The 21,060-nt window shown below is 39.5% G+C and carries 21 protein-coding genes; 10 read left to right on the forward strand and 11 right to left on the reverse strand.

The genetic code is table 11. The annotated features are described in order from the left end of the window. Window positions 1–54: 54 nt before the first annotated feature. Window positions 55–843, reverse strand: coding sequence for a glucose 1-dehydrogenase (locus tag V7L05_RS04360; protein ID WP_335162129.1), 789 nt, complete (start codon window positions 841–843; stop codon window positions 55–57). A gap of 184 nt (window positions 844–1,027) precedes the next feature. Here V7L05_RS04360 and V7L05_RS04365 point away from each other — a divergent pair, with 184 nt between their 5' ends. Beyond that, window positions 1,028–1,648 (forward strand): tetratricopeptide repeat protein, encoded by a 621-nt coding sequence (locus tag V7L05_RS04365; RefSeq protein ID WP_335162131.1) that lies wholly within the window; start codon window positions 1,028–1,030, stop codon window positions 1,646–1,648. Window positions 1,649–1,879: 231 nt separating this feature from the next. Here V7L05_RS04365 and V7L05_RS04370 read toward each other — a convergent pair whose 3' ends face one another. The 5 genes from V7L05_RS04370 to V7L05_RS04390 form a co-directional block, all read right to left on the reverse strand. Next, window positions 1,880–2,137: a hypothetical protein gene (locus tag V7L05_RS04370; protein WP_335162133.1), complete on the reverse strand. Its 258-nt coding sequence runs from the start codon at window positions 2,135–2,137 to the stop codon at window positions 1,880–1,882. Further along, entirely contained in the window at window positions 2,100–2,459 is a 360-nt protein-coding gene (locus V7L05_RS04375; RefSeq protein ID WP_335162135.1) for a DUF6972 family protein, read from the reverse strand. Before V7L05_RS04375 ends, V7L05_RS04370 begins: the two co-directional genes overlap by 38 nt. A gap of 75 nt (window positions 2,460–2,534) precedes the next feature. Then, window positions 2,535–3,104, reverse strand: coding sequence for a hypothetical protein (locus V7L05_RS04380; RefSeq protein ID WP_335162137.1), 570 nt, complete (start codon window positions 3,102–3,104; stop codon window positions 2,535–2,537). A 274-nt stretch (window positions 3,105–3,378) separates the two neighbouring features. After that, window positions 3,379–3,960, reverse strand: coding sequence for a retropepsin-like aspartic protease family protein (locus V7L05_RS04385; protein ID WP_335162139.1), 582 nt, complete (start codon window positions 3,958–3,960; stop codon window positions 3,379–3,381). A gap of 845 nt (window positions 3,961–4,805) precedes the next feature. Beyond that, entirely contained in the window at window positions 4,806–5,405 is a 600-nt protein-coding gene (locus V7L05_RS04390) for a macro domain-containing protein (RefSeq protein ID WP_335162141.1), read from the reverse strand. 161 nt (window positions 5,406–5,566) lie between these two features. Here V7L05_RS04390 and V7L05_RS04395 point away from each other — a divergent pair, with 161 nt between their 5' ends. Both V7L05_RS04395 and V7L05_RS04400 read left to right on the forward strand, forming a co-directional pair. Further along, entirely contained in the window at window positions 5,567–6,289 is a 723-nt protein-coding gene (locus V7L05_RS04395) for a carbonic anhydrase (RefSeq protein ID WP_335162143.1), read from the forward strand. Between the two features lie 760 nt (window positions 6,290–7,049). Next, the gene (locus V7L05_RS04400; RefSeq protein ID WP_335162145.1) at window positions 7,050–8,558 is read left to right on the forward strand and encodes a UbiD family decarboxylase; all 1,509 of its coding nucleotides are present in this window, start codon (window positions 7,050–7,052) and stop codon (window positions 8,556–8,558) included. Between the two features lie 181 nt (window positions 8,559–8,739). On the opposite strand, the gene V7L05_RS04405 is transcribed toward V7L05_RS04400, so the two are convergent. Next, window positions 8,740–9,612, reverse strand: coding sequence for a TauD/TfdA family dioxygenase (locus V7L05_RS04405; protein ID WP_335162294.1), 873 nt, complete (start codon window positions 9,610–9,612; stop codon window positions 8,740–8,742). A gap of 54 nt (window positions 9,613–9,666) precedes the next feature. On the opposite strand from V7L05_RS04405, the gene V7L05_RS04410 reads away from it, so the two are divergent. Continuing rightward, window positions 9,667–9,888, forward strand: a complete 222-nt coding sequence (locus V7L05_RS04410) for a hypothetical protein (RefSeq protein ID WP_335162147.1) — start codon at window positions 9,667–9,669, stop codon at window positions 9,886–9,888. 225 nt (window positions 9,889–10,113) lie between these two features. Continuing rightward, the gene (locus V7L05_RS04415; RefSeq protein WP_335162148.1) at window positions 10,114–11,736 is read left to right on the forward strand and encodes a tetratricopeptide repeat protein; all 1,623 of its coding nucleotides are present in this window, start codon (window positions 10,114–10,116) and stop codon (window positions 11,734–11,736) included. 80 nt (window positions 11,737–11,816) lie between these two features. Here V7L05_RS04415 and V7L05_RS04420 read toward each other — a convergent pair whose 3' ends face one another. Then, window positions 11,817–12,500 carry a CAP domain-containing protein gene (locus V7L05_RS04420; RefSeq protein ID WP_335162150.1) on the reverse strand — a complete coding sequence of 228 codons (684 nt, stop codon included), beginning with the start codon at window positions 12,498–12,500 and terminating at the stop codon, window positions 11,817–11,819. 457 nt (window positions 12,501–12,957) lie between these two features. Next, window positions 12,958–14,085: an acyltransferase family protein gene (locus V7L05_RS04425; RefSeq protein WP_335162151.1), complete on the reverse strand. Its 1,128-nt coding sequence runs from the start codon at window positions 14,083–14,085 to the stop codon at window positions 12,958–12,960. A gap of 118 nt (window positions 14,086–14,203) precedes the next feature. Here V7L05_RS04425 and V7L05_RS04430 point away from each other — a divergent pair, with 118 nt between their 5' ends. Then, complete coding sequence (locus tag V7L05_RS04430) at window positions 14,204–14,662, forward strand: peroxiredoxin (protein ID WP_335162153.1); 459 nt, start codon at window positions 14,204–14,206, stop codon at window positions 14,660–14,662. Window positions 14,663–14,761: 99 nt separating this feature from the next. Here the strand turns inward: V7L05_RS04430 and hpf are convergent, their stop codons facing one another. Continuing rightward, window positions 14,762–15,409 carry a ribosome hibernation-promoting factor, HPF/YfiA family gene (hpf, locus tag V7L05_RS04435; protein WP_335162155.1) on the reverse strand — a complete coding sequence of 216 codons (648 nt, stop codon included), beginning with the start codon at window positions 15,407–15,409 and terminating at the stop codon, window positions 14,762–14,764. A 618-nt stretch (window positions 15,410–16,027) separates the two neighbouring features. Here hpf and lipB point away from each other — a divergent pair. Then, the gene (lipB, locus tag V7L05_RS04440) at window positions 16,028–16,720 is read left to right on the forward strand and encodes a lipoyl(octanoyl) transferase LipB (RefSeq protein ID WP_335162157.1); all 693 of its coding nucleotides are present in this window, start codon (window positions 16,028–16,030) and stop codon (window positions 16,718–16,720) included. Between the two features lie 216 nt (window positions 16,721–16,936). Then, a complete protein-coding gene (locus V7L05_RS04445; RefSeq protein ID WP_335162159.1) occupies window positions 16,937–17,137 on the forward strand; it encodes a hypothetical protein in 201 nt (66 codons plus the stop codon). Here V7L05_RS04445 and V7L05_RS04450 read toward each other — a convergent pair whose 3' ends face one another. Further along, window positions 17,138–17,902, reverse strand: a complete 765-nt coding sequence (locus tag V7L05_RS04450) for an amino acid ABC transporter ATP-binding protein (protein WP_335162161.1) — start codon at window positions 17,900–17,902, stop codon at window positions 17,138–17,140. Window positions 17,903–17,990: 88 nt separating this feature from the next. On the opposite strand from V7L05_RS04450, the gene V7L05_RS04455 reads away from it, so the two are divergent. Together V7L05_RS04455 and V7L05_RS04460 are read left to right on the forward strand one after the other, a co-directional pair. Next, the gene (locus V7L05_RS04455) at window positions 17,991–19,508 is read left to right on the forward strand and encodes an ABC transporter permease subunit (RefSeq protein ID WP_335162163.1); all 1,518 of its coding nucleotides are present in this window, start codon (window positions 17,991–17,993) and stop codon (window positions 19,506–19,508) included. A 634-nt stretch (window positions 19,509–20,142) separates the two neighbouring features. Then, window positions 20,143–21,027 (forward strand): lipid kinase, encoded by an 885-nt coding sequence (locus V7L05_RS04460; RefSeq protein ID WP_335162165.1) that lies wholly within the window; start codon window positions 20,143–20,145, stop codon window positions 21,025–21,027. Window positions 21,028–21,060: the final 33 nt, after the last annotated feature.

The following is a 21,060-nucleotide window of genomic DNA, read 5'->3' on the forward strand; positions in this document are numbered from 1 at the left end:
TTACATGAAGGCGCAACCATCTTGTTAGAGGATAATTCTGTATCACCATCAAAACTAATGTTGAATAGTTAGACCACCATCTAAAACTAATGAATGTCCAATAACAAAACTAGTTGAATCTGAACATAACCATAATACTGCTTGAGCAATTTCTTCTGGTGTACCTAATCGTTGTATGGGATATTGATTGCCATAATTCTTTATTATTTCCTCACTTAAGGCTTCCATTACCATAGGAGTTATAATAGTTCCTGGGCAAACAGCATTAATTCTAATACCATCTTTGGCATATTGCACAGCTAAAGATTTAGTAAGTCCTAAGACGGCGTGTTTGCTAGTACAATAAAAATGAATATTATGTTGTGCTTTGTTTTCTTGATTGTTAGTTAAATTAGCGGCGATTAACCCTCTAATAGAAGCATTATTGACAATAGCATCACCACCATTTTTAAGCATTTCAGGAATTTGATATTTCATACATAGCCAAACTCCCTTTAAATTAGTATTAATGACTTTATTCCAATTTTCTTCAGAATCATCTATATCTACTTTTAGAATTCCAGGAGTTCCAGCATTATTAAAAGCATAATCTAAACGACCAAAAGTTTTAACTGTTTGGCTAATTAAATTTTTAACTTCTGTTTCTTGGGTAATATCTGTAGTGATAAAAATACTTTGGCTACCTGCTTTTTCAATTAAATTAACTGTCTCCTCACCTTCTTGAATTCTCCTACCGGCAATCGCTACTTTTGCCCCTTCCTTAGCAAAAGCTAATGCTGTAGCTTTCCCAATACCAGAATTTACTCCTGTAATCAGAACAACTTTATCAGTAAATTTTTTCATAATTAAATAGTTTTACTTTTACTCAGAATTTAGCCCTATAATACCTACATTCCACAGGTGCGAACCCAAAATATTATATCGCGGTATGCATTTAGTATGACAAAATTTGACTTATTTTAGGGATTGGCGAGTTGTCTCCAAGCCTGAAAACATTCTATTTAACGCAGATTAGCTAAACAAACTCATGTTTTTTTCAAATTCTCTGGAAAATCAACTCCAGCGCTGGAACGAAACCATTCGCAATCAACCGAAAAATCCTAATGCTTACATTCGCCGAGGGATGGTTAACTTTCAACTGGCCAAGATTGATGCATCTATTCAAGATTTTGACATGGCAGAGCAATTGGATGCCAGTATTAAACCCTACCTCTGGCAACGGGGATTATCGTATTATTATGCAGAAAGATTTGCTGAGGGCGCTCAACAATTTGAAATAGATTTAACAGTGAATGCTCAAGATGTAGAAGAAACAGTATGGCGATATCTCTGCATAGCTCGTTCGTTAGGTGTTGAAGAGGCACGTAAATCTTTATTAACTGTGAAAAATGACCCTCGACGCATTATGCAGCGTGTATATGAATTGTATGCAGGAAATTGTACACCAGATGATATTTTAACAGTTGGTCGATCAGAAGGGATAAAGGGAAATTTTTACAGTCATCTTTACTTGGGATTATATTACGAAGCTCAAAATAATCTTGATTTAGCTCAGGATTATATAGTTAAAGCTGCTGATAATTACAAAATTGATGATTATATGTGGTATCTGGCGCAGGTACATAAAACGCTGCGAAAATGGTCATGATTTGCTCAATAGCAATACGGTTCGGTTAAGGCAAGAGACGCTGGGAGGTCATAGAAATCTGCGGCAAGTTAGAGTTCAAGAAGCATTATAGCGAGATATCTAGAGTCGCTGATTGGATTGAGCTTCGTGGGTTTGAGTGCTAAATTAACGATCGCACCTCCACAGATAACCGAAGTCAACTAACGTTCCCAATCAGCAGGTATTGTTGAAATCTTTGTCGTTCATATCGATTTACATGACTTCTTCTGCCAAAAGTTGCCCTTTGACCCGTTCATATTCATCCTCAAGCAGCCATTCTTGGGCTGCTTGATAATTTGAGTGAGCAACTACAAGTTTATAGTCAGATGTTGGGTTGAAAATACCACAAGTGCCATCTTGATCGCAAACCAACATCAGAATTTTGGGTGGGAAAAGAACTGGATCAACCCAAAGCTCCAAGAACTTCCAAGTTTTAGCAAGTTCTGCGAGGGCTGGTACGTGGGATAGCATGATATTCACCTGTGGTTTTGACAATTTTAATTTCACCGTAATAAAGCGGTGTTTGGCTGCCGTCTGTTCTAATTATGTAACCAATCGCCTCTGGAAAGTAGAGTCCATAACGTTCGTAGTCATCTTCTTCATCGTCTATCCCGGTTCGTTCTCCACTTTTGATGATCGCCTGGGTAACTCGTTCTAGGGTTTCGCGATCGCTGAACACATGCGCTCTACCTTCTCTTTGCAGCAACCGTTGAACTTGAGGGGTGTTGGGCAAATGGCGATCAACAAGGCTTGATCGGAGATCTGGAGTGATGTTTCGGTCAATTCCGCTCATGGATTCGGCGATGTCTACGACGGGCGTAGCTGCGGCACACTGTATCAGAATCGCTATTTTAGGCGATTATGCTGGTTAGAAGTGGTATGTGCAATCAGAATGAAACCTATCGTAGAATTCATCTAGAATAAGGAGTGCTTCTTCTAAACCAACATTTATGTTATTTTTACCAAGGATTTTGACAAGATCCTTTGCTACAGCAGATAATCTAGAAAAATTGTGTTTTGAAATGTTTCCACAAATTTTCAAGAACTCAATTCTCTTGATTGATAGCATTACATTCGTTTCTATAGAAGGCAACCATGTTTCTGCTTTAACTTCCTGCTCCAGCCAACCAATAAACTCATCGGTTGCAAATGCAAGGTTACTTATTGAGTCATCATCATTAAAGCTTGGATTTTGACAAATTGACTGAATAGCAGCTAGATATGATTGCTGTTCTCCAATCACTTTTTTGTCAGAGCGTGATAAAAAGTCAACTAGGATAATATTGAAGAATCTTTGATGAGTGATTGAATGAAACATTATTTGTGATTCAGGATCAGATCCGTTTAAATCAAAGACTTCATAATTCACCATTTCATCAATAAATTCCTTGACAGCCTTTAAAAAAATTACCTCTCGTTCGGTGTTTGAAAAATTCATAAATGAAACATAATTAACCTTTATAGCTTTGAGCGATCGCCTCTGCTAAACTAATTGTCACGATGAGTAATAATTTGAGAAATGCGATCATCTATTAATTTTCGGTGGCTGCAGTTTCAAACTGCACTTGGCGGTACAAATGTGCGATCGCACACTGTGTCAGAATCGCTATTGTAGGCGATTATCCTAGTTAGAAGTGGTATGTGTTTGCCATGCACCAAGTTCTTTCGCTAAGGTCAGATTGCTAAGATTGACAAAAACCTTGGTTAATGCATTAGCGGTGATGAAATTCGACCTCTTTCTCCAGAATCTTAATATCATAGCTGCCAAAGAAATCGTGGCCTAGTAAGCCGATGCTTGCTTTTGGTGCGATCGCTACCTGAAGATTATTGGCTGTAACTCCACCTACTGCAATAGATTTTACCTTACTAGTTGGGAATTCTACTTCGCTACCATCGGCAATTTGAGCTTGCATTGTACCTGTAGCCTGGAGTTCAAGTGTACTCGCCATATTTAGAGTAATAATGGTTTCACTAGCACCTGTATCTACAATCATTTCAAAGGTTTTTTTGTCGTTGAAGGTGACATCAATCACAGGAGTTCCACCAAAGCGGCGTTTAATTGGGACTCGAAAAACTCTGTTGTCTGAAGGTGCGGCTATATTGCCACAAAGCCTTCCCAATCCAACGGTTTTACCAGAGGAGGTGATCATGTAACATGCTCCTGGATCGTCAGCTGTTGCCTGATGAGAGAATGCTAAAAATACTAGTGTCGGCATTAGTGCCGCAGCTACGCCCGTTGTGAACATCGTAGCTAAATTAACGGTCGTAATCCAACGCTTCCAAGCATTCTTCATGTTATATTACTCTCTAATTTGTCTGATATTTTTTAATAACTAAATTATTCATAATAGCTACAAATGTTGTTGTTTAATGCTTATGGTTATTAAAACAAAAACGCAGTATTTCTCAACCTCTACTACAACAAAGATTCAAACACCTCGCGTTCTTAGATTTATAATCTTTATCTATATATTATGTCTAGGCTATCCATACAATTTTTTACTTTAAAGTTAGTTATTGATTTTTTATTTATGTGTCTTCATAAGATGAAATCGCATCTTCCTTAATACATCTTACCTAGAATTACTGATTGATAAATTAAAGATTAGATAAAGACATGAATGATAAAACTACTTAGAGGATGTTTCTCAAGTCTAATTTATTACTCACCTGGGCGATTAGAAGTCGCAGCTATAGGAGACTTTACTTACTTTCGCAGGTTAACAAATCCTTGATTTTGTATTAGTCTACGGAGATGGACTAAGCTTTGTGTAGTAAGGTTCGCGTCAGCGTGCCGGAGGCTCTATTATATTTGCCCAATACTTTTAAAACATACTCTTAGAGCAGATTAAATCTGGCATACTAAGAAGTGAGATAAGAGAGATTTGTGAGCTTATTCAATGGTTATATATGCATATACAGCAGTTACGATCGCATTTTTAACAGCAATATTTATTTATTCAAATATGGCATTTTAACTAACAGTACGCAAAGCAAATACACCGCAAATAGCTGCTGCAAAATTATAGACTTCTGCCATTTTAAATATTGTGCCGCATTCAATCTCAGCGTTTACTTGTCATAAAGTTGAGATTAGCGATCGCCCCAGCATTATAATACGCTAGGGCTTTTTTAAACTTTACCTAAAATCTCCTCCTTCCCATATCTGAAGTTGTCTTTGGGCTGCAACTATGCAATTGAGATGCTTGGGTGGGTACAGAAAATGATCGTAAGCTAATGCCATCTGTCTAGCGGCTTCAGTATATGCCACTCGTCCTATTCCTGTACCCAATCCAGGACAGGCAATAGTTTTAATTTTTTGGTTGCCGCGTTGGTTATGGTGGCGAACTGCTAACAGCATAGCCCACATCGCTATATAAGGAATATCTGTCCCAGCAATGATCATGGGAACTCGCATAGTAGGTGTATGAGCCAAAAAAGGATGCTTGTAATGACCTGTTTCCACAATCATTGATGTTCCCACAGGCTGTTCACCCAAATAATCCTCAAGAATGCGCCCCTGGACTCTTGCCATTAAGGAACAACCGAAAAAACGGATAATTGCCGCATCTATGCCACCATCCATCATTCCGAAAGAGTTAGCAGGGCTGACCATACAATCAAAATCTGGCAACCACTCGAAATAGTTATTTACTATTTCTACATTGGGTAAGTAGTTAAAATGCTGTTGAAAGGCTACACACAACAAAGAGTCGGGAGCTACCAATATCAATTTCAAGCTTTTATTTCCTCCGCTTGAATATCTATTTTAATATAAGTTCTAAATTCCGATACAATGTGAAGATTAAATGACTCTTAAACCGTGTAAGAAGGTACTCTTGCATCTTCCTTAAGTCTGATATCTTCTTGGGAACAGTTTTGTTGTTATCAGGTAGATTGATGAGTCGAATTAATGGATTTATAGGGCGACGTGATTTCTTAAAATTCGCCAGTGTGGTAGGTATTGCGGCTACTGGTTTTGGCAATCGCTTTTGGAATCCAGAGCAAACTGCTCTTGCTGATATTCACCCAGTTAACCCCAATCCAATCAGTCCGAATGAAGCCGTCAGACGCTTGCTGGATGGTAATCAAAGATTTATCCATCAAAAACGCAAATATCCCGATCAATCACTAGAACGTCTGCGATTAGTTGCTAAAGCTCAGTATCCCTTTGCCGCCATATTGGGCTGTGCAGATTCCAGAGTACCTGCGGAAATCGTCTTCGATCAAGGACTTGGGGATTTATTTGTCGTGCGAGTTGCTGGTAATGTCATCAGTGACACGGTTATAGGTAGTTTAGAATATTCTACAACAGTATTAGGTTCGCAGTTGATTGTGGTTTTGGGTCATAGAAGATGCGGTGCAGTAGCAGAAGCAATCAAAAACGAACCACTTCCTGGCAGAATTGGTTTGATTATTGAGGGCATCAAACCATCTATAGAAAGGGTAAAGTTAAGAACGGGTGATAATATGCAAGATGCGGTTATAGCCAATATTCTATATCAGACTGAAAAATTGCAGGAAAGCTCAACGATTTTAGCCAAATTGCTCGGTGAAGGTAAACTAAAAATTGTTGGCGCTTGTTACGATATTGACACTGGTAAAGTCAACATTATTACTTAAACATCTCACACTTTTTAGGCGTAGAATTATTTGTTTAATGATGTTGCAAAAATTTATTATTTATAAAATATTTTTTATTGATAATCTTGAAGATTAATCAAATTCATTGCTCAATTTAGAAAAATATTCCTTATACCGGTTCTCTGCCTTTGTGAGGTACAAGAACCCCACCCCCCAACCCCCTCCCCGCTCTTCGAGAGGGGGCTATGAAAATATGCGTTATCCAGAACCCTTGTAAAGACGTAGCAGTGCTACGTCTGCATATTCTTTTTCACTCCTATGTCTATACATTGGTAAGGGCATACAACTGTACGCCCCTACGCCTATGCATTTGTTACAAAAATTTTTGAAAATGGTATTGGCGATCGCCTGGGTTGGTCTACGCTAACGTCAACTCACATAATTTTAGAAAAACTTGAACGCAAGGCACAGCCAAAGCTTGTAATAAATAAACCCAGCAGGGGCTATATAACAACGCCGCCTGCCAGGAAGGTATAGTATATTCTGGCCATGTTTGATTAGGTTAGCGCTTATTTGTAAAAAATAATTGCGTATCCCTAAATACAATAACTAAATACTTTGGAAAACACAGTTAAGAAAAGCCACTAAATAGGTTAATTTACAATTAAAACTAACAATTTCCTGAATGAAGAGACCAGAACACGGAAAAATATTTCCCAATGCCCAATGCCCAATGCCCTGTGCCCCATAATATAAGAAAGCGCTTCACACTTCTTAAATAATCAGCTTTATTAGAACAATGGCGAGAGACTTGCGGGGATTCATTAAAATTTTGGAAGAGAAGGGACAATTACGGCGAATTTCAGCTTTAGTTGACCCTGATTTAGAAATTGCTGAGATTTCCAACCGGATGCTGCAAAAAGGTGGGCCAGGGTTGTTGTTTGAAAACGTCAAAGGCGCTTCCTTCCCGGTGGCGGTGAATTTGATGGGAACTGTGGAAAGGATTTGCTGGGCGATGAATATGCAGCATCCAGAGGAGTTGGAAACTCTGGGGAAAAAATTGAGTATGCTGCAACAGCCAAAACCGCCGAAGAAGATTTCCCAGGCGATAGATTTTGGAAAAGTGCTGTTTGACGTGGTGAAAGCGAAACCAGGACGGGACTTTTTCCCTGCTTGTCAGCAAGTTGTGCTTCAAGGTAATGATTTAGATTTACATAAGTTGCCTTTGATACGTCCTTATATTGGTGATGCTGGCAAGATTATCACGCTAGGACTGGTAATTACCAAAGATTGTGAGACGGGTACTCCAAATGTAGGTGTGTATCGCTTGCAACTACAATCTCAGAAGACGATGACGGTTCACTGGTTATCGGTGCGGGGTGGGGCGAGGCATTTGCGAAAAGCAGCCGAACGTGGGAAGAAATTAGAAGTTGCGATCGCACTTGGTGTAGATCCTCTAATTATCATGGCAGCTGCTACGCCCATCCCTGTAGATTTATCAGAATGGCTGTTTGCTGGACTGTATGGCGGTTCTGGTGTGCAGTTGGCAAAATGTAAAACTGTAGATTTGGAAGTTCCCGCAGATTCAGAATTTGTTTTGGAAGGAACGATTACACCAGGGGAAGTTTTACCAGATGGGCCTTTTGGCGACCACATGGGTTATTACGGCGGCGTGGAAGATTCGCCGTTGATCCGCTTTGAGTGTATGACGCACCGGAAAAATCCGATTTATTTAACAACATTTAGCGGTCGTCCACCTAAAGAAGAAGCGATGATGGCGATCGCCCTAAATCGCATTTATACTCCCATACTGCGGCAACAAGTATCAGAAATTGTCGATTTCTTCCTCCCAATGGAAGCTTTGAGTTACAAAGCGGCGATTATTTCCATTGATAAAGCATATCCAGGACAAGCGCGACGGGCAGCTTTAGCGTTTTGGAGTGCTTTGCCACAATTTACATACACAAAATTTGTAATTGTTGTGGATAAAGACATAAATATTCGCGATCCGCGTCAAGTGGTGTGGGCGATTAGTTCCAAAGTTGACCCAGTGCGGGATGTCTTTATTTTGCCGAATACACCTTTTGATACGTTAGATTTTGCCAGTGAGAAGATTGGCTTAGGTGGACGTATGGGAATTGATGCAACTACAAAAATTCCGCCGGAAACAGACCATGAATGGGGTTCGCCTTTGGAATCTGACCCAGATGTGGCGGCGATGGTAGAGAGGCGATGGGCGGAGTATGGTTTGGCAGAGTTGCAGTTAGGAGAAGTAGACCCAAATTTGTTTGGCTATGATATGAGGTAACGTGTTAGATAGAAACTGGTAAAAATCTCTGCTGGCTATCAGCTGAACTGATTTTTATCAGTCAAAGTTACCTAAAATTACAGCTATTTTTAGGTAAATAAATCACGCAGTCAGGACACAGTATTGCTGTGTCTTTACGACAGATGTGGTTCAACTAAATGAAAACTGCTGTAACCAAATTTCAGAATGAAAAAGATGGAGAACATAGCCTGATATAAATATCTCTTTGATCATCAGCAAAAGACCTTCTCCCATGAAGTATTCTGGTATTATCAATCATTAAAATATCGCTTTTTTGCCACGAAATTTCCGTGGTTATTTTTTCAGCAATTTCATTAAGTTCAAAGACGACCTCATCAGAAATATCTGAATCATCCTCAAACTTAAGAATCTTTGGGCTTAACTGTTTTGTGGGCAATAGGCTATTAATAAATACCTGATATTTTCCACACCTGCTGGGGATAATGGCTGGACAAATGTATTCAAGTAGAATCGATTGATCATCATTTACTGTCAGATGCGTATTATTCTTCTGACACATTTCTTCTAGCTTATTCAAATCATCTGTTTGGTATTTTTTCTGCCAGTCCTGTTGAGATATCTGAACAGTAAATTTTAACTTCTTTTTGCTGAATAACTCTTTGGTTGAACTACTAATTTCATTAAAAAATTGTCTGCCATCACATACCGTAGTTTCACCATCTTCTAATGGGGGATTAGCACAGAAAAACCACAGCATAAGTGGGATATTTTGCTGATAATACATTTCTCCGTGCAATTTAATCTCAGACTTAAAATCATTTACGCTTAAAAGAGTCTGATCTCCATTAATTACCCTTCTACTGAATGCACCACCAGCATAATTTATAAAATCGATACTCAAGAGATTGGTAAATTCTTTAAAAAGGTTAGTATCAACATCAAATCCTCTAAAAAGTAAGACTCCATGAGATTTAAAAAAGCTAATAATTTCTTCTTTGTCTAATTCTAAAATACTTATATTATCGAGATTAATAATCTCTTTAACTATGCTATCTGATATGGTCTGGGACAGCCCAGCTTAATTTAGCTACTTTAACTGATGACTCAATATGAGGAGGAAAAGAAAATGCCGTATATTACCAGCGTAGAAAAAAGGGGTATTGAACATGGAAAAACAGAAGGACTCCTTGAAGGTATTGAAATAGGTTTGGAACTAAAATTTGGCAGTGAGGGACTAACCGTATTACCAGAGATTGTCCAGATACAGAATGTAGAGATATTAAGCGCTATTCTCACCAGTATCAAAACTGTGAATAATCTAGAAGAACTCCGGCAAATCTATCAATAAATTACCACTCATACTCGACTGTAAAAAGCAGCGATGTCTGAGATAGGGTGCTATGTCTTAATACCCTCTCTTTAATCTCTGATAATTGTGATATATTAAGTTAAATTAAGAATTGTTGCAAAATAGTCAACAATTTTTGGGAATATCACCCAAGCTAATTAAAAGGTTTACGCCGAATGGATATTTTAATAGAATAATCTCATCAAAAGATTCGCAGAAACATAAATGGACTGGATTACACTACTGCGATCGCTACAGTCTGATTTTATTAAAAGGTTAACATCTGGTTGTCTGCTTCATTGTGAAACAGAAGGTCAATATAGTGAATTAACTATAATCTCTGGAGAAAGGTTAAAGGCACTACGGGAATTTTGCTGGCTGATGGCTGAGAAATATAAGCGTGTTTCGCCAGTGCGGGACGTTTTTATTAGCTATCTCAAAGGGAAGTTGGGTGAGGAAGTTGTCAAAGAACGTTTAGCTGATTTTATTACCGAAGTCGATTATGAAAAGCGATTCGGCGGCGATGGCAATATAGATTTTACCTTGACTTCTGACCCATCTATTGGTATTGAGGTTAAATCTCGTCACGGTAGTATTGATAGAGTTAGATGGTCAATTAGTTCTGAAGAGGTGGAAAAAAATGCAGTTGTAGTTTGCATTTTGATTCAAGAAGATGTGAGTGAAGCACAATCTGAGTATCACCTTTTTTTGGCTGGCTTTCTACCAACCCGGATGATTAAGTTGAAAACTGGTAAAATTTCCTTTGGGATAGAACAATTACTGTATGGTGGTGGTTTATGGTGCTATCTAGAACAGTTGCAATCTTCTATTAATAATTCTTATAAACAACAACCACCACCAATTTACAAATATCTGCCAAAACAGGAAATTCCATCTAAGCCAACTAATAATCAGTTGGTCAAATCTTCCTTTAAACCTGAATATAGTGATGAAGATTTAAATATACTTTATGTAAAATTGGGTGATGAATGTTTTGAGAAAGGAGAATATACGAATGCAATCACTAACTATAATCAAGCTTTACAAGTTAAATCTAGCGATGTTGATTTATATTATAAACGAGGTTTAGCTCACTATCAAATAGGAGATTATGAAGCGGCGATCGCAGATTATTCTCAGGCAATTCAGATGAATATCCATGATGCTAAATCTTACAATAAACGAGGTTTAGCTCTATCTCAACTAGGGCGATTAGAAGAAGCAATTAATGATTATACCCAGGCGATCAGAATTAATCCTAATGTTGCCGTAGCTTATAAAAACCGCGCTGAAGCTCGTTCTCATGTGGGAGATAATCAGGGCGCAATTGAAGATTATACCCAGGCTATTAAAATTAACCCCAATTATGCTGATGCTTATAAAAACCGTGGGATTGCTCGTTATTTATTAGGCTCTCAACCGGGATTTCCCCAAGCAATCAAGATTAATCCTAAAGATGCCATAGCTTATAAAAAACGTGGTAATGCTCGTTCAGATTTAGGAGATTTTGAAGGAGCAATTGAAGATTATACTCAGGCAATACAGATTAATCCTAATTATGTCGATGCTTATTACAACCGTGGGAATGCTCATTCTGACTTAGGAGATTTTCAGGGAGCAATTGAAGATTATACTCAAGCAATACAGATTAATTCAAATTATGCAGATGCTTATTACAATCGTGGCAATATTCGTTTAGAAATAGCAGATAAACAGGGAGCAATTGAAGATTTTCAAAAAGCGGCAGACATCTATCGTCAAGAAGGTAAGCTAGAAGCACTCAAAGATACACGAGAACGAATATTAGATTTAGAAATAGAAGAATCATTAGATATTTTAAACTTCTAAAAAGTCGTTTATCCTTTATTAATTCGCCAATAGTATCTTAGAAATCGCCAGGTATATTCCTCGCTATTCCCGACCTAAAATTATTTTTCCCTATATCCGCCAGCGTAGTCAATTACACAAATTGTTCTATATGATTTGTGAGTTCCATAAGCAACACCAGACACTTTAAAAGCACCATTAAAAATGTTTTTTCTATGACCGCGATCGCGCACACCATCATCAATAATTAACTGCATGACGATATCTTGGCCATTGTTTACACCATAACTGATATTTTCGCCTGCGGTTGTTAGCCATGTACCATAGCGATTGATGCGAGTAAAGGGGCTGCTACCATCGCTACCATCATGACCTGTGGCACCTTTTGGGCCTTGGTCTTTAACATGGTCTTTTGCTCCTAAAGACATACCCTTAGATGCACTCAACGCTCCCACAGGACGTACTGATCTCAGAAATGCGATCGCTTCATCAACTGCTTTGACTCCTTCTTGAGTTCGCAAATAGGTATTATTAGAAATTTTGACTCGGTTCCCCTCAAAGCGGTTTCTATAGTTTTCCAGAATCGGGAGGTATGCCTTGGGATTTGTTCGTACTTTATTTGTTTCAACAATTACCTGTTGTTCCAGCGATGAAAGGTAACTCGCCTTTGCTAATAAAGTCGGACTGGCTGGTTTAACTAGTGCTGGGCTAGAGTGAAACAGTTGATTTGAGCAGCCGAATATCAAGGCAATTGGCAAAAATACCCAAAATTTTATCCGATACATTCATTACCCCACAATTTTTTTATAGATTAATTTAGTGAATTAGAATAAATAAGAATTTTCAACACACAGAGAAGTTTCTAGACGCATTTTTATTCAGAATTTTAGAAGCGGCTTTTTGTCAGACATCAGAACTTCCATCAGTTCCCTAAGAAGAACGGAAATGAGTTGATCAAGAGTATAGATAACGCTGCGATTGTCTTTGTTCCTTGAGGGTTAAAAAATTATTACTTAATATCTGTTATAACCTAGCGAACACCCAAACGTAAAGTGCAAAAAATATTACGCAAATAAAAATTTTGCATATTTGCATTTGACAGAAAAACCCAGAGTTTATATCATGTCTGTTGAAATAACTTTCATTGCGATCGCTCGTTCTCAGCGATCGCGCAAGGTAGGGAAACAAGCCCAAAAAAATCTTGCGATCGCATCGTTTCATTCGCAATGACATATTCTCGTATTACACTTTGAGAAACCAACGTTGTCGATACATCAGAACACCAACAGCCCACCACAACAACACGGTGACTATGGCAAACAATAAGGAACCATTCAGCGCCCCCGCCCAAGATGCGAAAAAATTCTGGTAAATCCAATTGTAAGCACTAGGAGCGTCTTTGCCTGTGCCGATAGTGGTTTTCACTAAGATTTTAATCAACAAAACGGATGGAACGAAAAGAGCGATCGCATTTAAGCCCATAATTTCAAAAGGTTTACTCCAGCGACGATTCAGCCGTACTTCGATCAGTTCATAACAAGCTGCTAGCAAAAGTAACGCCCAACCGCTAGTGAAGACTACATAGGAACTTGTCCACAGCTTTTTGTTGATGGGGAATGTCCACCCCCAAGCCCAACCGATAATTAAACAACCAACTCCAAATAATCCTAACCCGATACTTGTGCGTGACTGTACAGGTTGGCTGCGTATCCATTGTCCAGTCAAGTAGCCAGCGAGAACACTTACTATTGCCGGAATAGTACTGAAAAGTCCCTCTGGATCTCCCATAAAGTTGAAACCATCACCTTTGTATAAATGTGCTTTGGGAATAATCAGGCGATCAATATAAGCGCCAAAGTTACCTTCCCGCGTCAGAACTCCTGCACCATAATCGGGCACTGGTAGATACATCATCGTTAGCCAGTAGCCGATGAGTAGCACTGCTGCCAGTATCCATTGACCTTTACGCGGCAGGTTGAGAACAGCTAGGGAAGCCAGCAGATAGCTAAGACTGATCCGTTGCAACACCCCCATAATGCGGATACTACTCAAGTCAAAAGTCCAAACACCCTGATTCCAAAAGCCATTTAGTAGCAATCCCAAGGCAAAGAGAATGGCAGCGCGGCGTAAGATGCGCCAGTAAACAGCTGAGGTTGGTTTATTGCTTTCGGTGTACTTTGACAGCGAGAAAGTCATCGCTACACCGACAATGAAGAGAAAGAAGGGAAATACCAAGTCAGTTGGTGTGCAACCGTGCCAATCGGCGTGGGCTAAGGGAGGATATACATCATCTGCGACACCCGCCATATTGACGAGAATCATCGCAGCGATCGTAATGCCGCGAAAAACATCCAGTGAAGTCAGGCGCATAAGCGGAATTTTATGTTAGATGAGTATCTAAGTTACCCCGCTTGATGCAGGTAATCAAGCAAAATTTATAGACTTGGATACAAGGTAAAATTTTGTTCAGTCATTACCACCACTCGCTATGCCAATCAAAGTTGGAGATACCGCTCCTAATTTCACTCTACCCGCTCAAAACGGCTCAACAATTAGCCTCCAAGATTTTCGCGGCAAAAAAGCTGTTGTCCTATATTTTTATCCCAAAGATGACACACCCGGATGTACGGCTGAATCTTGCGCCTTTCGCGATCAGTATGAAGTTTTTAAAACTGCTGGCGCTGAAGTTGTCGGCGTGAGTGCTGACTCCAGCGAATCTCATCAACGATTTGCTGCAAAGTACAATCTACCTTTTACTCTGTTAACTGACAAAGGCGACCAGGTACGGAAGCTATATGGCGCAACAGCAGCTTTTGGCTTATTTCCTGGTCGCGTCACTTACGTCATTGACCAACAGGGAGTTGTGCAATACGTGTTTGATTCAATGTTTAACTTTAAAGGTCATGTTGAGGAAGCACTGAAAACTTTGCAACAACTTGCAAAATAGGGGAATGGGCATTGGGCATTGGGCATTGGGCATTGGTTATTTCTCCCTCATCTCCCTCATTCCCCTATTCCCCATGCCCCATGCCCCATTCCCCATTCCCTATTTATTCGAGTGCGACTTTTCCGGCATGACAATATTAGCGTGGGTTGCCTTGCCATTATTGCCATTAGTATGGACGTTACCATTGCGGGGATGGATCACACCATAACCGCCGTGGTTACGTTCGTAAATTACATTAATCTCTCCAGTTTCAGAATTGCGGAACATATAAAAGTCGTGTCCCACGAGTTGCAGTTGTTCTAAGGCTTCTGCAAGGGTCATCGGTGGCATGGAAAAATATTTGGTGCGAACGACTTCGTTGGGCAATTCGGGAGTGCGATCGCCAATTAAATCTGTCACTACTGACTCTGCAACAACTACTTCTGTTGGCTGGGCATGAGTTTTCTGGTCTTGACGCCGTTCTTTGTATTTCCGCAGTTGACGGGCAATTTTATCTGCAACTAAGTCAATGCTGGCATAGAGGTTTTCACTGCTTTCCTCGGCACGGATAACGCTACCATTAGCATAAATAGTTACTTCAGCCGCTTGTCTAGTATTAATTCGGGGATTACGGGCTACGCTAAGATGCACATCCACTTCATTTGTAATGCTCTGAAAGTGACTAACTGATTTTTCAATCTTTTGATGTACATACTCACGAATTGCATCTGTGATTTCAATATTTTTGCTGTGGATGACAAGCTTCATGTAAACTCTCTCCCTGAATATTTGAATTTGTGAATTTGCTTTGTATGAAAAGAAGTTGCGGTAAGCTCTATTACTCCCGCCAAAACAAATTGTGAACTATTTGTATGTACTGCTGGTAAGCTGTCTCTAAGCTTGCTGCATCTAAGTTGTTATTAAGTACACCCTTGATTTCCCTCCTCATCTCTGCGCTGATATCCAATTGGATGTCCACATAAAACTCTTGGGTGAGGAAATCTGAGTGGTAGCTCCCGTAACTACCAACTCCAATAAAGCAACGCTTACAGAACTGTTGATAGTTGCTCCTTCTGTGTTCAATTGAAGTTTCCTTGCTGTTGTTCAATAATACAAGTCTTTGTGCAAGTTTAGTTGTGTTTGAAATGCAAAGAATATAATTAGAGTCATCAGCCAGTACATACGTCTTTATTGTTTTGGCATGATGCTTATTGCAGAGAATTCCTCCTAAAACCTATTGAGGTTATCTTTTCAAGCTAGCACTTTGTGTTTTCTAATGCAGGTTCCCTTGACTTTCCTTTAAAATCTTTTGCAAAACTTAACATTTTTTGACTCCAATCCTCTAACTTGAAATATATTTCGTTCCTAAGACAGTTGATTTTTGCCATGATCCATAGTACCGAACCACACAAAAACCGTTGTTTGCTGTATAATGAAGGGTTAATACCTTACTTAGAAGCTCATAGATGGCAGCGATCGCTCGTCACTGAGCGTATCCATGACCCCAGTCTCGATGATGTGTTAATTTTGCTAGAACATCCGCCTGTCTACACTCTGGGGCAAGGAAGCAACTTAGATTTTCTCAAATTTGATATTGACAAAAGTCAATATGATGTGCATACAGTAGAACGAGGCGGCGAGGTTACTTACCATTGTCCTGGTCAACTGGTGGGGTATCCAATTTTAAATCTGCAAAGTTATCGTAAAGACCTTCATTGGTACTTACGGCAACTCGAAGAAGTAATCATTCGCGTATTAGCAGTTTATGGGTTGCAGGGAGAAAGAATTCCGGCTTTTACTGGCGTTTGGTTAGAAGGGCGAAAAGTTGCGGCTATTGGGATTAAAGTCAGCCGTTGGATTACTATGCACGGCTTTGCATTAAATGTTTGTCCAGACATGACAGGCTTTGAGCGCATTGTACCCTGCGGTATTTCTGATAAATCTGTAGGCAGTTTAGCCGAATGGATTCCAGGTATCACCTGTCAAAAAATACGTTTCTATGTAGCGCAGTCCTTTGCAGAAGTCTTTGACGTGGAATTAGTCAAGTCGCAGCCTCAAGGATTTTTCTGGTCTGAGTAAATTCAGCTTGGAATTATCTAATAAATACTATAGCAGTCCTATTTAAATTGTGATAAATACTATAGCAGTCCTATTTAAATTGTGAGACACTTATGAGAGTAGTCCATATCTAAATAGTATCAAAATAACTATTTAACTTCCGTTGTCAAAGCTAGAATCTGATTATCTACAAATAAATATACTAACTTTTTACGGCTCTCAAGCACAACTTGGCGCGTGAATTACTCAAATAATCTCCAGGTATATGCCCCATCGTTAACGTTTCTGAGAGAACGTGATTGGACAGCTTTAATAGAACTATTTGATAGAGACGACGGTGATGAAATTGAAGCCGACATCCACAGTAGTTTGTTTTGGCTGATACCTGAACCTTGTTGGGAAGATGATCCCTTTGATTTCTTACGCGAGTATCTTTAATTACGAATTACGAATTATTTGAAGGCGACTGAGGAAAATACGTAGGCGATCGCTTTGGGGATTAGTCAGAACTTCATAGGCTGAACCTTGTTCTGTGACAATACCTTGATCTAAAAATATCACCTGATGGGCTACTTCTTTTGCAAATTGCATTTCATGGGTAACAACCACCATTGTCATCCCTTCTGCTGCCAATTGCTGCATCACTTGCAGAACTTCGCCGACGAGTTCGGGATCTAGGGCGCTGGTGGGTTCGTCAAATAGCATGATTTGAGGATTCATACATAAGCTACGGGCGATCGCTACTCGTTGCTTTTGTCCGCCAGAAAGTTGTTCGGGATAACTAGAGGCTTTGTCAAATAAGCCGACTTTTTCTAAATATAATCTCGCTAGTTGGGCGCTTTCCTTCGGTGTTTTACCCAAGACTTTACGCAGCGCAAGTGTCATATTTTCTAGGACGCTGAGATGAGGAAACAGGTTGAACTGTTGGAAAACCATACCTACTTGTGTTCGTAGTTGCCGCAGTTGGCTATAGTTAACAGTGGGTCGGGATAAGTTGATACCGTTGATTATTAAACGCCCGTTGTCAATGGTTTCTAAGCGGTTGAAGCAACGTAGTAGTGTACTTTTTCCACAGCCGGAGGAACCGATAACTGCAACGACTTCTCCCTGGTTGATTTCGCCTGTGATTCCTTTGAGGACTTTTAGGGAACCAAAGTTTTTTTCGATATTGTCAAAAATAATGGCGGGGGTGGTATTGTTCATTACTTGTGTCAAGCTGCTCTACAGTTGATTGTAAGGTTTTTGACGAACCGCAGAGGCGCAGAGGGCGCAGAGAGGGAGAGAAAATAATATGGCTAAATTTGATTTTGGGCGTTGGCTGCGCTGGTGTGTGGTTATAAGTTTTAGCTGTTTGTTACTGGCTGGCTGTGGGGTGAATACTAGTGCGGGGAAAACTCTGCGGGTTGCTACGGAACCGGCGTTTCCACCTTTTGAGTTTCAAGGAAAAGGTGGTGAGTTACAGGGTTTTTCGATTGATTTGATGAATGCGATCGCTTCCTCTGCTAAGTTTAAAGTGGATTTTCAAAGTCTGCCTTTTGATGGCATTATCCCAGCTTTGCAAGCCAAAACGGTAGATGCGGCCATTAGTTCGATCACGATTACACAGGAGAGGGCGAAGACGATTGCTTTTTCCCGTCCTTATTTTAAGGCCGGGTTAGCGATCGCCATTCGTGCAGATAATCAAAATATTACTGGTTTTGACAGTCTCAAAAATAAAAAAATCGCGGTACAAATTGGTACAACTGGGGCTGCAAAGGCTAAGAGTATTTCTGGAGTGCAAATTCGCAGTTTTGATTCAGCACCTTTAGCCCTGCAAGAATTACTCAATGGTAATGTGGATGCGGTAATCAATGATGCACCAGTGACTTTATATGCTATTAATACAGGCAATCTTCCGGGAATTAAAATAGTACAGAAATTGCTGACGGAGGAGTTTTACGGGATTGCTACAGCTAAAAATTCGCCGAATTTGGCATTAATAAACGACGGTTTGGATAGGGTACTGAAAAATGGTACTTATGCCCAAATTTACCAAAAATGGTTTAAAACCGAGCCGCCATCATTACCAGTTAAATCACCATTTGAGAACCAGACTAACGCTGGCACACCTAAAATATTAACTTCAATTAGCGTAATTTTGCAGGCTTTTCCGACTTTATTACAGGGAGCTTTAGTAACGTTGCAATTGACGATAATTTCTGTAGTGTTTGGTTTAATTGGGGGTTCCCTGATTGGAATTATACGCCTTTCTCATGTTGCACCTGTGCGTTGGGTGGCGAGGGCGTATGTGGATTTTTTCCGGGGAACGCCTTTGTTGTTGCAAATTTTTATGATTTACTTTGGATTACCTGCAATTTTGCAAGAACTTGGTTTAACATTTAGTTTTGATCGCCTAACTGCTGGGGTAATTGCCTTAAGTTTGAATAGTGCCGCATACATTGCCGAAGTTGTCCGTGCTGGGATTCAATCGATTGAACCAGGACAAACAGAAGCAGCACAATCATTAGGTTTGAGTTCTGTGCAAATAATGAGTTATGTAATTTTTCCCCAAGCTTTCCGGCGGATGATTCCACCTTTAGGTAATGAGTTTATCAGTTTGTTGAAAGATACAAGCTTAGTTTCTGTGATTGGTTTTGAAGAATTGGTACGTAAAGGACAGTTAATTATCGCCGATAACTATCGCGCCTTTGAAATTTACGTAGGTGTAGCTGTGATTTATTTATGTTTGACGTTACTTACTTCACAAGCGTTTAGTCGCTTAGAAGTGTGGATGAATCCGGTTAAACGGCGGAGGAAATACGATAACTAATAATTTTTCAGTGATTTTCCGACTTACTTTAAACTCCTAGCAGATCCTAATACCATCTTTCTTTATTTGTGTCCTTTGCGGTTCGTTTTTCTTTCTTGTACTTAAATATGGTTTAGCGCATCTTCATACAGAATTGGTATAAGGAAAATCATTCGTGAAAAGTTAGATCCCCGACTTCTTTGAGAAGTCGGGGATCTGGACACCGAGAATTTTCACAAATCAGATAGGATTGCTATATATAAATATCTTGTCAGCCAAAAGTTCAATAATTGTAACTATTAATAGTATTTATACAAATTTAATCTCGAAATATGTATCTATCCGAATAAAAAATATTCCTTTATTTGGCATTATTTTTTGGGCATTATAATATTGTAATCAATTTATCTCTTATAAATAAAAATATCTAAATCCAGTCATTTAGTGGTAATAATTATATTTACTGAGTATCAACACACCGAGGACTAATAGTGATAAAATAGAAATTAAAAATTAATAAGCACAATATAATAAGCATTGAAAAAATAAATTTTTGATGGCTGTCATCACAACTTAAACGCTTTTTTATAGTCAACTTCAAGCAGAATAGATAGATGCGGATAATTGGACATATCAACTACAAAAGGTACTACCCATGAGTTCCCGCGCACTGCTGTTAGTAAATCGTCATGCCCGCCAAGGGCAAAAGGGTCTGTCGGAAGCGATTCAATATCTGAAGACACTCGGCTTTGATTTAATTGAGGAGTCTACAGAAGACCCCAAACATCTTGCTGAAGCTATATTTCGTTATCAGCATCAAGTTGACTTAGTAATCATTGGTGGAGGAGATGGGACTCTCAATGCCGCAGTAGATGCTTTAGTTGATACTCAGTTGCCCTTGGGAATCTTGCCTCTGGGAACTGCCAACGACCTAGCGAGGACTTTGGGAATCCCTAATTCCCTTAGCGAAGCTTGCAAAATTATTGCCTATGGAAATTTACACCACATCGACTTGGGTTGGGTAAACGGTAAGCACTTTTTTAACGTTGCCAGTTTGGGATTGAGTGTAAAAATTACCCAGCGACTTACCAAAGAAGTCAAACGCCGTTGGGGAATATTTGCTTATGCCACCACTGCATTGCAAGTGATTTGGGAAGCTAGACCTTTTACTGCGGAGATTGTGATTAATGCTGAATCAGTTCGCGTGAAAACAGTGCAAATTGCTGTGGGTAACGGCCGCTATTACGGCGGTGGTATGGCAGTGGCCAACGATGCGACAATAGATGACCAAAGGCTAGACCTTTATAGCTTGGAGATTAAACATTGGTGGCAGATTATATTATTACTCCCTGCGATGCGACAAGGGCGACATATACATTGGCAGAATGTACGTTCTCTTCAAGGTCAAGAAATAGAACTGTATACTCGCAAACCGCACCCTATCAATACAGATGGTGAAATCACTACTTACACACCTGCTCATTTTCGGGTTATACCTAAAGCTATAACTGTTTTAGTACCCCCAAAAAACAGGAGTTAGGAATTATTCAATTTTAGATTTTCCTTCAATCAA

Source organism: Nostoc sp. (genome assembly GCF_036917755.1).
Taxonomy (GTDB): domain Bacteria; phylum Cyanobacteriota; class Cyanobacteriia; order Cyanobacteriales; family Nostocaceae; genus Nostoc.

What these genes read in the sequence shown, in the direction of transcription:
- V7L05_RS04400 (WP_335162145.1), top strand. Translation starts at nt 7,050, where the DNA reads ATGGCGAGAGACTTGCGGGGATTCATTAAAATTTTGGAAGAGAAGGGA.
- V7L05_RS04375 (WP_335162135.1), bottom strand. Translation starts at nt 2,459, where the DNA reads ATGAGCGGAATTGACCGAAACATCACTCCAGATCTCCGATCAAGCCTT.
- V7L05_RS04380 (WP_335162137.1), bottom strand. Translation starts at nt 3,104, where the DNA reads ATGAATTTTTCAAACACCGAACGAGAGGTAATTTTTTTAAAGGCTGTC.
- V7L05_RS04410 (WP_335162147.1), top strand. Translation starts at nt 9,667, where the DNA reads ATGCCGTATATTACCAGCGTAGAAAAAAGGGGTATTGAACATGGAAAA.
- V7L05_RS04385 (WP_335162139.1), bottom strand. Translation starts at nt 3,960, where the DNA reads ATGAAGAATGCTTGGAAGCGTTGGATTACGACCGTTAATTTAGCTACG.
- V7L05_RS04455 (WP_335162163.1), top strand. Translation starts at nt 17,991, where the DNA reads ATGGCTAAATTTGATTTTGGGCGTTGGCTGCGCTGGTGTGTGGTTATA.
- V7L05_RS04415 (WP_335162148.1), top strand. Translation starts at nt 10,114, where the DNA reads ATGGACTGGATTACACTACTGCGATCGCTACAGTCTGATTTTATTAAA.
- V7L05_RS04460 (WP_335162165.1), top strand. Translation starts at nt 20,143, where the DNA reads ATGAGTTCCCGCGCACTGCTGTTAGTAAATCGTCATGCCCGCCAAGGG.
- V7L05_RS04395 (WP_335162143.1), top strand. Translation starts at nt 5,567, where the DNA reads ATGAGTCGAATTAATGGATTTATAGGGCGACGTGATTTCTTAAAATTC.
- V7L05_RS04420 (WP_335162150.1), bottom strand. Translation starts at nt 12,500, where the DNA reads ATGTATCGGATAAAATTTTGGGTATTTTTGCCAATTGCCTTGATATTC.
- V7L05_RS04450 (WP_335162161.1), bottom strand. Translation starts at nt 17,902, where the DNA reads ATGAACAATACCACCCCCGCCATTATTTTTGACAATATCGAAAAAAAC.
- V7L05_RS04430 (WP_335162153.1), top strand. Translation starts at nt 14,204, where the DNA reads ATGCCAATCAAAGTTGGAGATACCGCTCCTAATTTCACTCTACCCGCT.
- V7L05_RS04360 (WP_335162129.1), bottom strand. Translation starts at nt 843, where the DNA reads ATGAAAAAATTTACTGATAAAGTTGTTCTGATTACAGGAGTAAATTCT.
- V7L05_RS04370 (WP_335162133.1), bottom strand. Translation starts at nt 2,137, where the DNA reads ATGCTATCCCACGTACCAGCCCTCGCAGAACTTGCTAAAACTTGGAAG.
- V7L05_RS04365 (WP_335162131.1), top strand. Translation starts at nt 1,028, where the DNA reads ATGTTTTTTTCAAATTCTCTGGAAAATCAACTCCAGCGCTGGAACGAA.
- V7L05_RS04425 (WP_335162151.1), bottom strand. Translation starts at nt 14,085, where the DNA reads ATGCGCCTGACTTCACTGGATGTTTTTCGCGGCATTACGATCGCTGCG.
- lipB (WP_335162157.1), top strand. Translation starts at nt 16,028, where the DNA reads ATGATCCATAGTACCGAACCACACAAAAACCGTTGTTTGCTGTATAAT.
- hpf (WP_335162155.1), bottom strand. Translation starts at nt 15,409, where the DNA reads ATGAAGCTTGTCATCCACAGCAAAAATATTGAAATCACAGATGCAATT.